At 59.9% G+C, this 14103-nt stretch carries 14 protein-coding genes and 1 tRNA gene; 5 read left to right on the top strand and 10 right to left on the bottom strand.

The genetic code is table 11. The features are described from left to right. Positions 1-420: 420 nt before the first annotated feature. Complete coding sequence (locus tag L6D81_RS28975) at positions 421-609, bottom strand: hypothetical protein (RefSeq protein WP_236182955.1); 189 nt, start codon at positions 607-609, stop codon at positions 421-423. A gap of 242 nt (positions 610-851) precedes the next feature. Here L6D81_RS28975 and L6D81_RS28970 point away from each other — a divergent pair, with 242 nt between their 5' ends. Next, positions 852-1127: a hypothetical protein gene (locus L6D81_RS28970; protein WP_236182954.1), complete on the top strand. Its 276-nt coding sequence runs from the start codon at positions 852-854 to the stop codon at positions 1125-1127. A 43-nt stretch (positions 1128-1170) separates the two neighbouring features. On the opposite strand, the gene L6D81_RS28965 is transcribed toward L6D81_RS28970, so the two are convergent. Next, a complete protein-coding gene (locus L6D81_RS28965; RefSeq protein WP_007959944.1) occupies positions 1171-1491 on the bottom strand; it encodes a YbjQ family protein in 321 nt (106 codons plus the stop codon). A 151-nt stretch (positions 1492-1642) separates the two neighbouring features. Then, positions 1643-1732 (bottom strand) — tRNA-Ser (locus tag L6D81_RS28960). A 307-nt stretch (positions 1733-2039) separates the two neighbouring features. On the opposite strand from L6D81_RS28960, the gene L6D81_RS28955 reads away from it, so the two are divergent. From L6D81_RS28955 to L6D81_RS28945, 3 genes are all read left to right on the top strand, one after another. Continuing rightward, positions 2040-2729 (top strand): crotonase/enoyl-CoA hydratase family protein, encoded by a 690-nt coding sequence (locus tag L6D81_RS28955; RefSeq protein ID WP_236182953.1) that lies wholly within the window; start codon positions 2040-2042, stop codon positions 2727-2729. Between the two features lie 216 nt (positions 2730-2945). Then, a complete protein-coding gene (locus L6D81_RS28950; RefSeq protein ID WP_236182952.1) occupies positions 2946-3668 on the top strand; it encodes a 1-acylglycerol-3-phosphate O-acyltransferase in 723 nt (240 codons plus the stop codon). A 135-nt stretch (positions 3669-3803) separates the two neighbouring features. Beyond that, a complete protein-coding gene (locus L6D81_RS28945) occupies positions 3804-4775 on the top strand; it encodes a magnesium and cobalt transport protein CorA (protein ID WP_236182951.1) in 972 nt (323 codons plus the stop codon). 42 nt (positions 4776-4817) lie between these two features. Here L6D81_RS28945 and L6D81_RS28940 read toward each other — a convergent pair whose 3' ends face one another. The 3 genes from L6D81_RS28940 to L6D81_RS28930 form a co-directional block, all read right to left on the bottom strand. Continuing rightward, positions 4818-5540, bottom strand: a complete 723-nt coding sequence (locus L6D81_RS28940; RefSeq protein WP_236182950.1) for an amidotransferase — start codon at positions 5538-5540, stop codon at positions 4818-4820. A 95-nt stretch (positions 5541-5635) separates the two neighbouring features. Further along, positions 5636-7780, bottom strand: a complete 2145-nt coding sequence (locus L6D81_RS28935) for a 3-hydroxyacyl-CoA dehydrogenase NAD-binding domain-containing protein (protein ID WP_236182949.1) — start codon at positions 7778-7780, stop codon at positions 5636-5638. Between the two features lie 17 nt (positions 7781-7797). Beyond that, positions 7798-9003 (bottom strand): acetyl-CoA C-acetyltransferase, encoded by a 1206-nt coding sequence (locus L6D81_RS28930; RefSeq protein WP_236182948.1) that lies wholly within the window; start codon positions 9001-9003, stop codon positions 7798-7800. A gap of 631 nt (positions 9004-9634) precedes the next feature. Here L6D81_RS28930 and L6D81_RS28925 point away from each other — a divergent pair. Next, positions 9635-10420 (top strand): c-type cytochrome, encoded by a 786-nt coding sequence (locus tag L6D81_RS28925; RefSeq protein ID WP_236182956.1) that lies wholly within the window; start codon positions 9635-9637, stop codon positions 10418-10420. 14 nt (positions 10421-10434) lie between these two features. On the opposite strand, the gene L6D81_RS28920 is transcribed toward L6D81_RS28925, so the two are convergent. The 4 genes from L6D81_RS28920 to L6D81_RS28905 all read right to left on the bottom strand — a co-directional run. Next, on the bottom strand, positions 10435-11244 hold the full coding sequence (locus L6D81_RS28920; RefSeq protein ID WP_236182947.1) for a transglutaminase family protein: 810 nt from the start codon (positions 11242-11244) through the stop codon (positions 10435-10437). Further along, positions 11241-12191, bottom strand: coding sequence for an alpha-E domain-containing protein (locus L6D81_RS28915; RefSeq protein ID WP_007959974.1), 951 nt, complete (start codon positions 12189-12191; stop codon positions 11241-11243). Before L6D81_RS28915 ends, L6D81_RS28920 begins: the two co-directional genes overlap by 4 nt. Positions 12192-12203: 12 nt before the next feature. Beyond that, the gene (locus L6D81_RS28910) at positions 12204-13613 is read right to left on the bottom strand and encodes a circularly permuted type 2 ATP-grasp protein (protein WP_236182946.1); all 1410 of its coding nucleotides are present in this window, start codon (positions 13611-13613) and stop codon (positions 12204-12206) included. Between the two features lie 379 nt (positions 13614-13992). Beyond that, positions 13993-14103 (bottom strand): transposase (locus L6D81_RS28905; RefSeq protein ID WP_036984840.1); only part of this gene is annotated, 111 nt, incomplete at its 5' end.

Below are 14103 nucleotides of genomic sequence, written 5' to 3'. Positions count from 1 at the left end.
CGACCTGATCCACGACCGACAATTTAAAAGTCAGCGTGTAGTCTCGCTGACTACGCCTTTTAGCCGTTTCCATTACGTCCTCCTGAAAATAGATCAGAAGGTGTAAACCTTATTCAGGACGGGACAGAAGGAATAAAAAAGGGCGCAGATTGAATGCTGTTGCCGCGGCGATGTCCAGCGTTGCAACGCACTTGGCGCCGATTGGACAGCGAATACGGAAAAGGTTTTATGACGGACAAAAAAAAGCCCGCTGGGGAGACGGGCTGGAGACTTGCTTTCTAACGGATGGCTTCACCCTACTGAGTCGGGTGTGAAAAGTTTGTGAAAAAATCGGACAAAGTCACAAGTCCATGTAGGACGCTTCATCAAAAGGCGCGCATAAAAAACCCCGTTCAATGACGGGGTTTTTCAGGATAGGGATCACTTTCTGGAGCGGGTGGTGACCTTAGGCAGAAACTTCGCCTTCGGCCCCTTGGGTGCCATGGACTTGATCTTGCCGGTCTGCACCGGATCCTCGCCAAAACCGGCCTGATACTCCGTCTGGCCGCAGCGCACGCAATTGTTGAATGAAAATTCAGCCCCATCGTCTTCGATGTACGGATCAGTCATCTCTGCACCCCTTATCAAATGCGGGTTGACACCGGCAAACCCTTTTGCCTGAAAAAATATCGACCTCCAAGGCTTTTGAGACTAGCTGGTCATTCCTGGACTTGTGATTCAGATCGCCCGAAGCCCGACGAATGGCCTACGGAAATTAAACACTTTGAGGAACCGTTGGTCCCACGCGGCTAAAGATTTGTGGCGACCGGCCGCTGCCCTTTTTCCTACGCAATGAATCTCAAGGAGAGAACATGGAAATCAAAGGATTCCCGACACTGCCTGTTGTAAAGCTCACGGATGAACAGATCGCCGCCGGCAAAGCCGGGGCGGAGAAACTCAAGGAAAAGATCGCTTCAGGTGAAATCGTCATCAAGCAGCCGACCGGACCGAGTCCGTTGCAGCCTGTCATCTACCACCCTGACCCGGTCCAGCCAGTTCAACCCGGCGATACCCCGCCTCTCGTCGCGATCGATACGCCGCTGACCTACGATTCGAAAGGCACGGTGCTGCTCAAGCCACAGGGCTGATTGTCAGCAAAGAGCCCATTCCGTTTGAATGGGCTCACAAGCCTCAGCGCAACTTGACCGCCGTGCCGGTCGCAAACACCACCACCATGCCACCCTTCCCTGCCGGCATGCTGATCTCGAAATCCACCCCGACCACCGCATCCGCCTGCAGAGCCCGCGCCCGCTCCTTGATCTCGTCAGTCGCCTGAACACGCGCCTCCTTCAACGCCCGCTCCAGCGTCTGCGAACGCCCACCAAAAAAGTCCCGCATACCGGCGAACATATCGCGAATCACATTCACACCCTGCACCGACTCGGCACTGACGATGTCCAGATACGCCGTAATCTGCCGGCCTTCGATGGAGTGGGTGGTGGAAATGATCATGGGGGTCTTCCTTTTACATGCCGGATAAAACCGCGATTGTAATGCCTTGGCAAAAGGAAAGCCGAAGCGACTCTGTGACCAGAAACCGGACGCCAGAATGCACAAAACCCCTAGCTTCTTGCGAAACCAGGGGTTTTGTTTACATCGAATTTGGCGGTGAAGGAGAGATTCGAACTCTCGATACAGTTTCCTGTATACACACTTTCCAGGCGTGCTCCTTAAGCCACTCGGACACTTCACCGTATCTCTTCAAACATGTTCTGTCTGTCGAGGCGCGCTAATGTAGTCGAAAGCTTTTCTGATGGCAAACTTTTTTTCAGAATTTTCATGCGGTTAAGCGAAAAAGCCGCGACAGCCGTCGAGAGTCCATGGCGATCCGGCCAATCTCGGGTAAACGCGGCCCTTCTATATAGACGCGCAGGCGTCGGGCGCGGGGCGCGTTGCGGCGCATCGGCCGGTAAACGGTGACTGGCGGGTCAGTCACAGTGCTTTACCTGACCGGCGACGGTGGGTAACGTCTGCCCATCTTTCTTATAAGGAATTGCGCCATGAGCGACCTGATTGCCTACCACCTCGAAGACGGTATCGCGACCCTGACCCTGAGCAACGGCAAGGTCAACGCCATTTCCCCGGACGTGATCGCGGCCTTCAACGCGGCGCTGGATCAGGCGGTGGCGGATCGTGCAATCGTGATCATCACCGGCCAGCCGGGTATTCTCTCTGGCGGCTACGACCTGAAAGTGATGACCGCCGGCCCTAAAGAAGCCGTGTCCCTGGTGACTGCCGGTTCGACCCTGGCCCGTCGTCTGTTGTCGCACCCGTTCCCGGTGATCGTTGCTTGCCCGGGGCATGCCGTGGCCAAAGGCGCGTTCATTCTGCTGTCCGCCGATTACCGCATCGGTGTCGACGGCCCGTTCAGTATTGGTCTGAACGAAGTGCAGATCGGCATGACCATGCACCACGCCGGCATCGAGCTGGCCCGTGACCGCCTGCGTCGCTCGGCCTTCCATCGCTCGGTGATCAACGGCGAAATGTTCAATCCGCAAAGCGCAGTGGATGCCGGTTTCCTCGACAAGGTTGTCGCGGCCGAAGAGCTGCAAAGTGCCGCCCTTGCCGCCGCGCGTCAGTTGAAGAAGATCAATATGACCGCGCACAAGAACACCAAGCTCAAGGTACGCAAGGCGCTGCTGGAAACCCTGGACAACGCAATCATTCAGGATCAGGAGCATCTGGGCTGATACCCGGCTTGCACCGATTCAGAAAAGCCCGACCGTCGTGTCGGGCTTTTTCTTACACGCCCAGTTAAAAACTCCGCGGCAGCTCTAGGACGCCTCTGACCAACAAGTCGGAAACATGCGCTTAAACATCGCCCATCTCCGGACTCTATAGCGGCAATTGCCGAAAACAGTGCACATCCGTACACTGCGCCACCTTTTGTCCCGATGGGCCTGAAAATGCTGTTCGTGTTTCGTATGTTGTTGATGGGCCTGCACTTTATTCTGGCGGGAATCCTCGGTGTGATCCTCGGGCTGTGCCGCCCATTCAATCCGGACAACAGTCGCCTGTGTGCCCGTCTCTATGCACTGCCAGCGATGTGCATTTTGCGTCTGCGAGTGAAGTCTGATGTCGGGCCGTTGATGAACAAACCCGACAGCTGCGTGATCGTCGCCAATCATCAGTCCAACTACGACCTGTTCGTGTTCGGCAATGTGGTGCCTCGTCGTACCGTGTGCATCGGCAAAAAGAGCCTGAAGTGGGTGCCGCTGTTCGGGCAGTTGTTCTGGTTGGCGGGCAACGTGTTGATCGATCGTGGGAACGCGCACAAGGCGCGCCAGTCGATGTTGACGACCACCGACACCTTGCAGCACAAAGACACCTCGATCTGGGTCTTCCCGGAAGGCACCCGTAACCTGGGTGAGGAATTGCTGCCATTCAAGAAAGGCGCATTCCAGATGGCCATTGCCGCCGGAGTGCCGATCGTTCCGGTGTGTGTCAGCAGCTACATCAAGCACATGCGCCTGAACCGCTGGCACAGCGGGAAAATTCTCATACGCTCGCTGCCGGCGATTCCTACCGCTGGCCTGACCATGGACGACATGCCCATGCTCATCAACCAGTGTCGCGAACAGATGCGCGAATGCATCGATGCAATGGACCGGCAGCTGCAGGCTGCGTGAAGAAAGAAACCCGCCCCGTGCGGGTTTTCTTTTGCCCGGTGAACTGTACAGATTTCACTGACTCTCAAGCAGCGACACGGCTAAGCTGAAGCCATGCCTCCCCTGCCATCTGCCAAGAAGAAGTGAAACACCACCATGGGTCGAGTTGTTGCTGCTGCGGTTTACAGCGCCGGTAAGAAAGTCACCAATATTTCCCTCGACGAAGGCGCAGCCTGGGCTGCCAAGACCGGCCACTTCGTCTGGATCGGCCTTGAAGAGCCGAATGCCCAGGAACTGTCCAACCTGCAACGCCAGTTCAACCTGCATGAGCTGGCCATCGAAGATGCCCTGGAAAAACACAGCCGGCCGAAGCTGGAAACCTTCGGCGACGCACTATTCATCGTCACCTACTCGCCAGTGCGCGAACACGGGATTCTGCAGTTCATCGAAACTCATATCTTCGCCGGCAAGGGCTACATCATCACCGCCCGTAACGGCCACTCGGCGTCCTACGCCCACGTCCGCCAGCGCTGTGAGGCGCGGCCGCTGTTGCTGGAACACGGGGAAGATTTCGTACTGTATGCGCTGCTGGATTTCGTGATCGAGAACTATCAGCCGGTGGGCGAAGCGATCCATGCCGAGATCGATGAGCTGGAACGCAACGTGTTGTGCAGTGCGTTGAATGAGCACGACATCCAGAAACTCCATGGCCTGCGCCGAGACGTGGTGCGTCTGCGCCGTTACGCCGCTCCCATGGTGGAAATAAGCGAAGAACTGCAGAAACTGAGCTTCCCCTTCATCGACAAAAACATGCGCCCGTACTTTCGCGACGTGCAGATCCACGTGAATCGGCAGATGGAAGACCTGACCACCCTGGCCGACATCGCCAGCCAGACCATCGAGATCGGTGTGTTGCTGGAGGCGTCACGCCAAAGCGTGGTGCAGCGCAAATTCGCGGCATGGGCGGCAATTCTGGCGTTCCCGACGGCGGTGGCCGGGATTTACGGGATGAACTTCCAGAACATGCCGGAGCTGAGCTGGCACTACGGCTATTTCGGCGTGTTGGGTTTTATCACGGTCGGCTGCGTGAGCCTGTGGGCGAGCTTCAAGAAATCGGGCTGGCTATGAGCTGAAAAAACGCCCCCGTGCAGGGCACGAGGGCGTTCGGGTTCAAGCGGCGGTCGGTTTGTGTGCCACGAAGCGCATCATCCACTCCGCCACAGTGGTGCCGTGGTGCTGGTGCTCCAGGCTGGCAACGCCCTTGCTGTACACCTGCTCGCCCAGCGCTTCCTGACGCAGATCCAGCAACGCCCGTGAATAGTCGTGGATGAATTCCGGATGCCCCTGGAAGCACAGCACCTGATCGTTGATGTGGTACGCGGCGAACGGGCAGAAATCACTGGAAGCAATCACCGTGGCGTTCTCCGGCAGCGCCGTGACTTGATCCTGGTGGCTGATCAGCAGCGTCAGCTCTTCACGCAGCGGGCTCATCCACGGTGCCTTGGCCGCCAGTTTGTAGTGGTGAATGCCGACACCCCAACCTTGAGTAGCACGCTCGCTCTTGCCGCCCAGCAACAGCGCCAGCAGTTGATGGCCGAAGCACACGCCGAGCAGTTTGTCGCCGCGCTCATAGCGGGTCAGCAGGTATTGCTTGAGGGTCTGAATCCACGGGTCGGTGCCGAACGAGTCGGCCTTGCTGCCAGTGACCAGGTACGCATCGAAGGCCAGGTCATCACTCGGATAATCGCCCTGCATCACGTTGTACACCGTGAATTCGGCGGCGATCGGCTGTTGCGAGAACAGACGCTGGAACATCTGCCCGTAACCCTGATATTGATCGACCAGTTCCGGACGCAGGATGTCGGTTTCCAGAATGCAGATGCGTAGCGACATAAAAAATACCTGACACGTGATGGGAATAATGCACACCCCAGAGCCTGCCTTGAAACCACCCGGCAAGGCAAGCCCCGAAATGCGTCCCCGCCCCGTTAGAACAGCTCGCCCTTGGCAGCTTTTTCCAGCAGCAACGCTGGCGGTGCGAAACGCTCGCCGTACTGTTCCGCCAGGTACTGCGCCCGCGCGACGAAGTCCTTCACGCCATATTGATTGATGAACTGCAATGCGCCGCCCGTCCATGCCGCAAAACCGATACCGAAGATCGAACCGACGTTGGCGTCCGCCGTCGACGTCAGCACACCCTCCTCGACACAACGCACGGTTTCGATGGCCTGTACGAACAGCAACCGATCACGCACATCCTTCGGCGAAATCTGCCCGTCGGCTTTCTCGAAACGGGTTTTCAGTTCGGGCCACAAATGTTTCTGCCCACCCGCCGGGTACTCATAAAATCCGCCTCCCGCTGCCTTGCCCGGCCGCTTGTATTCGTTGAGCAGCAAGTCAATCACGGCGAACGCCGGGTGCTCAATCAGCGGTTTCCCTTCCGCTTGCAGGTCTTTGGCCGTTTGCTGACGGATATGGCTCATCAGGCTGAGGGAAACTTCGTCAGAGATCGCCAGAGGCCCGATGGGCATGCCGGCCTTGCGTGCTTCGGTCTCGATCATCGGTGCGCTGACACCCTCCCCCAGCATGGCGATGCCTTCATTGGTGAAAGTGCCGAACACCCGCGAAGTGAAGAAGCCGCGGCTGTCATTGACCACAATCGGCGTTTTCTTGATTTGCAGGACGAAATCGAACCCGCGTGCGAGGGTTTCGTCGCTGGTTTGCGCACCTTTGATGATCTCCACCAGCGGCATCTTTTCCACCGGGCTGAAGAAGTGCAGGCCGATGAACTTGCTTTGATCCGGCACTGCGCTCGCCAACCCCGTGATGGGCAAGGTCGAGGTGTTGGAGGCAATCACCGCATCGGCACCAACCACCTGCTGCGCCGCCGCCGAGACCTTGGCCTTGAGTTGGCGATCCTCGAACACCGCCTCGATGATCAGATCGCAACCTGCCAGATCGGCATCGCTTTCGGTCGGGTGGATACGCGCCAGCACCGCTTCACGTTGCTGCGCAGTCATCTGCCCGCGAGCGACTTTCTTGTCCAGCAACGCGGCCGAATGCGCCTTGCCCTTTTCGGCAGCCGCCAGGTTGATGTCCTTGAGCACCACGTCGACCCCGGCCACCGCGCTGACGTAGGCGATTCCCGCCCCCATCATCCCGGCGCCAAGCACGCCCACCCGCTTCGTCGCATAAGGCGCAAAACCCTGCGGCCGCGAACCGCCGGCATTGATTTCATTGAGCTGGAACCAGAACGTGCCGATCAGGTTTTTCGAGACCTGCCCGGTGGTCAATTCAGTGAAGTAGCGGGTTTCGATCAGGTGCGCGGTGTCGAAATCCACCTGCGCGCCTTCCACCGCCGCGCACAGAATCTTCTCCGGTGCCGGCAACGTGCCCTGGGTTCTGGTGCGCAGGATCGACGGCGCAATCGCCACCATCTGCGCGACTTTCGGGTTCGATGGCGTGCCGCCGGGAATCTGATAACCCTTTACATCCCAACGCTGCACGACCGCAGGATTGGCCAGAACCCAGGCTCGCGCCTTGGCCAGCAGCTCATCGCGATCCGCCGCCAGTTCATCGATCAGACCCGCCTGCAACGCTTGCTGCGGACGGACTTTCTTGCCTTCGAGCAGGTACGGCAAAGCCTTTTCGATGCCGAGCATGCGCACCATGCGCACCACGCCACCGCCACCCGGCAACAGGCCGAGGGTCACTTCCGGCAAACCGAGTTGCACCGAAGCATCGTCCAGCGCCACCCGATGGTGACAGGCCAGACAGATTTCCCAGCCGCCACCGAGCGCCGCGCCGTTGATCGCCGCGACCACTGGTTTGCCGAGGGTTTCCAGGGTGCGCAACTGGCCCTTGAGGGTCAGCACCATGTCGTAGAAAGCCTTGGCTTGGGGCTTGCCGACCTTGATCAGTTCATTCAGGTCGCCGCCGGCAAAGAAGGTTTTCTTGGCTGAAGTGATGATCACCCCGGCGATGTCATCTTTTTCCGCCTGCAAACGGGCAACGCTGTCGGCCATGGCCTCGCGATACACCGCGTTCATGGTGTTGGCGCTCTGGCCCGGCATGTCGATGGTCAGGAGGACGATGCCGTCCTGGCCTTTTTCGTAACGAATGGCTTGGGTCATGACAGGATTCCTTGGGGTCAGAGGCGTTCGATGATGGTGGCGATGCCCATGCCGCCGCCGACGCACAGCGTCGCCAGGCCATAGCGCAGACGCCGGGCTTCCAGTTCATCGAGCAAGGTGCCGAGAATCGCGCAACCGGTGGCACCCAGTGGATGCCCCATCGCAATCGAGCCGCCATTGACGTTGACCTTGTCCGGGTCGACGGCCATGTCCTTGATGAATTTCAGCACCACCGAGGCGAACGCCTCGTTGACCTCGAACAGGTCGATGTCTTCCACCCGCAGCCCGGCCTTGGCCAGCGCCTTGCGAGTGGCCGGCGCCGGGCCGGTGAGCATGATGGTCGGGTCGGTGCTGGTGACCGCCGTCGCGACAATCCGCGCCCGCGGTTGCAGGCCCATCGCGCGCCCCTTGGCCTCGGAGCCGATCAGCATCAGCGCCGCGCCATCGACGATCCCCGAGCTGTTGCCTGGCGTGTGCACATGGTTGATCCGCTCGACATGGCTGTAGACCCGCAACGCCGTAGCGTCGAAACCCATCTGGCCGATCATCTCGAAACTCGGCTTGAGCTTGCCCAGGCCTTCAAGGGTCGACTCGGCGCGGATGAACTCATCGTGGTCGAGCAGGATGATGCCGTTCTGGTCCTGCACCGGCACCAACGACTTGTTGAACGCCCCGTCGGCCCGGGCGCGCGCCGCCTTCTGTTGCGAGTGCAGCGCGTAGGCATCGACGTCCTGACGGCTGAAGCCTTCAAGGGTGGCGATCAGGTCGGCACCGACGCCTTGCGGGGTGAAGTGGCTGTGCAGGTTGGTCTGTGGGTCCAGCGCCCAGGCGCCGCCGTCGCTGCCCATCGGCACGCGGGACATGGATTCGACGCCGCCGACCACCACCAGCTCTTCGAACCCGGAGCGCACTTTCATCGCCCCCAGGTTCACCGCTTCCAGCCCGGAAGCGCAGAACCGGTTGATCTGCACACCCGCAACGCTGACGTCCCAATCGGCCACCTGGACGGCGGTCTTGGCGATGTCCGAGCCCTGATCGCCGATCGGCGTGACGCAACCCAGCACCACGTCATCGACCTGGCTGGTGTCCAGCGCCGTGCGCGCCTGCAAAGCGGTCAGCAGCCCGGCCACCAGATTTACCGGTTTGACGCTGTGCAGCGAACCGTCGGCCTTGCCCTTGCCACGGGGCGTGCGTAACGCGTCGAAAATCAAAGCTTGGGTCATGACGTCCTCGAACCTGTGCGGTGAGTGAAATTCGTGTTGTCACTGTTGTCTTCGCAGACCAGGGATTCAATGACCACAGCGCTCAATGACGTTGACGCGCACGCTCAGACGGACGGTCATCCGGGGCTTGGTTAACCGGTTCAGGTGCGCGAGCTGTCTAGCAAAAGGGCGGCAAAGAAGCTGGCAATGGGCCTCATGCCTTTTTAATCGCAAAAGATAGCAAGTACATACGAAATGGATCTAAGCGAAGCGTGACGCGGGCCCTAAGGTGAAGATGTACGTCGTTGTCGTCGGGTTTTGCCGAGGCAGGCGTTCTTCAACAGGAAGTGCAGCGCTTGCCGTCATGGATATGCAGGCAGGCATCAGGAAATAACAAAAAAGGCGGTCAAGCCATGTTCAAACAACCGAAAGTACGGCAAGCAGGGCTCATTCTTTTCGCCACGACGCTGTTGTTGATTCTGCCGAACCTGACCAAGGTCATCGGCTGATTCAAGTTCAAGCGGCAGGTATTGTTTTTCGCCAGTGAAAATGTCATTGGCCCGCTATCCGGGCCAGCGTGGCTGTGCCAACCTTTGCGCACTTCCACGACACTGACGGCGATCACTTGAAAACGCTCATTCTGTTCGGGGCCATGCTGCTGAGCATGCCCCTGTCTGCCGCGCAACTGAACCTGGAGCTGGGCGCGAACAGTCGCACCTGGGAGACCGAGGAGTTGCTCAAGCATCCTCAGGTACAAACCCTCACGATCAAGAATGATGTGTCCTACAAGAAGGACATGACTTATCGCGCCGTGCCGGTTGCCGCACTGCTGACCGGCATCAAACCGGACGATCACCTGCAAGCCGTCGCCCTGGACGGCTTTGCCGCGGAACTGTCCGCCGCGCCGCTGTTGAACAACAAGGGCTCACGCGCCTGGCTGGCCATCGAAGATCCGGCGCAGCCCTGGCCGCCGCTGTCGGAAGGCAAGCACAGCGCCGGCCCGTTCTATCTGGTGTGGACGGATCCGCAAGTCGGCCATATCAGCCCGGAACAATGGCCGTTCGAAGTGACGAGCATCAAGCGCATGGCGCCGGTGGCCGAGCGCTTCCCTGCCCTGTTGCCGGACCCTGCGTTGAAGGCCGATGACCCGGTCAATCAGGGTTTTGCGCTGTTCCAGAAGAACTGCCTGGCCTGTCATCGTCTCAATGGTGCGGGCGATGCGCAGTTCGGGCCGGACCTGAATATTCCGTACAACCCCACCGAGTACTTCGGCGCGGACTTCCTCAAGCGCTACCTCCGCGATCCGCAGAGTCTGCGCCAATGGCCGCAGGCGAAGATGCCGGGGTTTTCCGCCGAGGTGTTGCCGGACGCGGATCTGCAGAAGCTGATCGGGTATTTGCAGCACATGGCCGGGCGCAAGCTTGCGCCCGCCAAGTAATCCAGCAACGCCGCTTACTGCTGCTGCACCGAGATGACGGGGGCTGGTGTCGGCGACACCCGCACCTTCGCGTGCATCTGCTCTGACCCGCCGCCCCGGCGCATGCCGCGCACCGGACAGGCGTCGAGGTAATCCAGCCCCACTGCCAGTTTCAGGTGCCGCTCCGGCCGCGCCAGCTCATTGGTCACGTCAAAGCTGTACCAGGCGTCATCGATCCAGGCCTCGGCCCAGGCGTGACTGGCCAGGTGCTCACAATCCTCGCTGTACAGATAACCCGACACATAACGTGACGGCACCCCGAGACTGCGCGCGCAGGCCAGGAACGCGTGGGCGTGATCCTGGCAAACACCCGCCCGTCCGGCGAATGCCTCGGCAGCGCTGGTGTCGACTTCGGTGGAACCCGGCTTGTAGGTCATGTGTTGATTCAAACCGTGCATCAGATCGATCAACGCATTGCGGTCGCGGCGTTGTTTGCAGGATTTCTCGGCAAACGCCCGCAATGCCTCGTCCGCCTCGGTCAGCCGGGTGAAACGCAGGAACGGCAGCGCCGACTGGCTCTCGTGCTCCGCTTCGCGCAACTCGTCGATATCGACCTGCCCCCGGGCGCCGATGATGATCGCTTCGTGGGGCTCGTCCATGGTCAGCACATGCAGGATGTTGCCGAACGGATCGAGCTGGGCGCGCACCGGGCGCGGCAGGTCGAGCTGCCAGCTCAGCACGTGCTGACGCTCGCTGTCGTGGGGGGTCAGGCGCAGGTACTGGATGCTCGCGCGCACCTGATCTTCGTAGTGATAGGTGGTCTCGTGGCTGATGGAAAGTCTCATGCGGCCTCCAGGTAGGAACTGTGAATGGCGTTGCCCAGCTGGCGCACCAGCGGGATGAATTCAGTGAGCCAGGCGTGCAGGCCTTCCTCGAGGATTTCCTGGATGCCGGTGTAGCGCAGGCGTGCGTCCATTTCCGCCGCCAGACGTTGTGCGGGGCGACCGTTGGCCCCCGGCAACTGGGCCAGGATCTGATCGATCTCTTCGGTGCAGGCCCGCAAGGAACGCGGCACATCGGCGCGCAACAGCAGCAATTCGGCCACATGCCGGGCACCCGGCGCATCGCGATAAATCTCGGTGTAAGCCTCGAACGATGACAAGGCTCGCAACAGGGCACTCCATTGGTAATAGGCGTGAGCGGTGCCGTCGCTGACTGCTTCGGCCTGATCGCCGGCCATTTCGTAACGCGCATCGAGCAGACGCAACGTGTTGTCCGCCCGCTCGATGAACGTACCCAGGCGAATGAAGCGAAACGCATCGTTGCGCATGATCGTGCCGTAGGACGCACCCCGGAACAGGTGCGAACGTTCCTTGATCCACTCGCAGAAACGGCTCATGCCGTAACGGCTGAGGCCCTGATTGGCGATCCCGCGGATCTCCAGCCAGGTGGCGTTGATGTTCTCCCACATGTCGGCGGTGATCCGGCCGCGCACCGCATGGGCGCTGGCCCGCGCCGCACCGAGACAGCTGTAGATGCTCGCCGGGTTGGCCGCGTCGAGGGCGAAGAAGTGCAACAATCGCTCGGCATGCAATTCGCCGTGGCGTTCCAGGTAATCGTCCAGCGTACCGGTGATCAGCAGCGGCATCGCCAGTTCGTGAAGGCCATCGCCACGGCCGTCCTGCGGCATCAGCGACAGCGAATAGCTGACATCGAGCATTCGTGCGAGGTTTTCCGCCCGCTCCAGGTAACGCGACATCCAGTACAGATCCGAGGCAGTTCTACTTAACATGACAGGCTTCCTTCAATCCTCGACCACCCAGGTGTCCTTGGTTCCGCCGCCCTGGGATGAATTCACCACCAGCGAGCCTTCACGCAGAGCGACACGGGTCAAACCGCCGGGTACGACCCGGGTTTCGCGCCCGGACAATACGAACGGGCGCAGGTCGATATGGCGCGGCGCAATGCCGTTTTCGACAAAGGTCGGACAGGTCGACAGCGACAGCGTCGGTTGTGCGATGTACGCGTGGGGCTTGGCCTTGATCCGCTCGCGGAACGCATCGATTTCCGCAGTCGTCGCCGCCGGCCCCACAAGCATCCCGTAACCGCCGGAGCCCTGGGTTTCCTTGACCACCAGATCCGCAAGATTGGCCAGCACGTGGGAAAGTTCAGACGGGTTGCGGCATTGCCAGGTCGGCACGTTTTTCAGGATCGGTTCTTCGTCGAGGTAGAAACGGATCATTTCGGTCACGAACGGGTACACCGATTTGTCGTCCGCCACGCCGGTGCCGATGGCATTGGCCAGCACCACATTGCCGGAGCGATACGACGACAGCAGCCCCGGCACGCCGAGCATCGAATCCGGGCGGAACGCCAGCGGATCGAGGAACGCGTCGTCGAGCCGGCGGTAGATCACGTCCACCGCTTTCGGGCCGTCGGTGGTGCGCATGAAAACCTTGTCATCACGCACGAACAGATCCGCGCCCTCCACCAGCTCCACGCCCATTTCCCGGGCGAGAAACGCATGCTCGAAAAACGCGCTGTTGAACCGCCCCGGGGTCAGCACCACGACACTCGGGTTGTCGATCGGGCTTGAGCTTTTCAAGGTGTCGAGCAGCAAGTTCGGGTAATGGTCGATGGGAGCGATGCGCTGGGCCGCGAACAGCTCGGGGAACAGACGCATCATCATCTTGCGGTCTTCAAGCATGTAGCTCACACCGCTCGGCGTGCGCAGGTTGTCCTCGAGCACGTAATACGTGCCGTCGCCGTCGCGCACCAGATCGACGCCGGAGATGTGCGAATAAATATCGCGGTGCAGATCCAGCCCTTGCATCGCCAACTGGTATTGCTCGTTGGCCAGCACCTGCTCGGCCGGAATGATCCCGGCCTTGATGATGCGTTGCTCGTGGTAAAGGTCGGCGAGGAACATGTTCAACGCCTTGACCCGCTGAATGCAGCCGCGCTCGACAATCCGCCATTCACTGGCGGGAATGCTGCGCGGAATGGTGTCGAAGGGAATCAGGCGCTCTGTCCCTTGCTCGTCCCCGTAGAGCGTGAAAGTGATTCCGGCGCGATGAAACAGCAGATCGGCCTCGCGTCGCCGCTGGGCCAGCAGTTCATCAGGCGTCTCGGCCAGCCAGCGGGCAAACTCCCGGTAATGCGGGCGGATCTGGCCGCCGGCATCGTACATTTCATCAAAATAGGTGCGGATCATGCCGTACTCCTTGTCACTCCGGACCTACAGGCCTTCGCAAGGCCCGTGCCATCGGCATAAACGCTTTGATTTCAATCGGTTGGATATTGACGCCGCATGCACCGCACCATTCCTGTGCGGCAAATGCTCCCACCTGATCGCCCCCGCCTCATTGCGACGCAGTCACGTCGCCTATCACCAGCATAGTCAGAGTTGATTTCACTGCCCGTCGGCGGCTGCGGATAATCCGCGCATCCGCTGCAAAAACATCGCTGACGAAGCACGCAGCCTCACTGCTCCGGCTTGCCCTGGCAGCCCTCCCGGCCTTAACCCTGACCGGTTTCCTCTCCTTGCGGTCTTCCCTTTCAGCCACCTCTTCAGGTGGCTTTTTTTTGGTTCATCACGGATTGCCGGGAAACACGCTCTTGATCTTCATGAAAAAGAATTCGCTGTCCCGGTAACCGTACGCCATCCGCTTGATGACCTTTATTCGATTGTTGATACCCTCCAG

Origin of the sequence: Pseudomonas sputi, assembly GCF_021603585.1 — a bacterium.
Lineage (GTDB): Bacteria > Pseudomonadota > Gammaproteobacteria > Pseudomonadales > Pseudomonadaceae > Aquipseudomonas > Aquipseudomonas sputi.
This window is presented reverse-complemented; position numbering and strand designations above follow the sequence as displayed.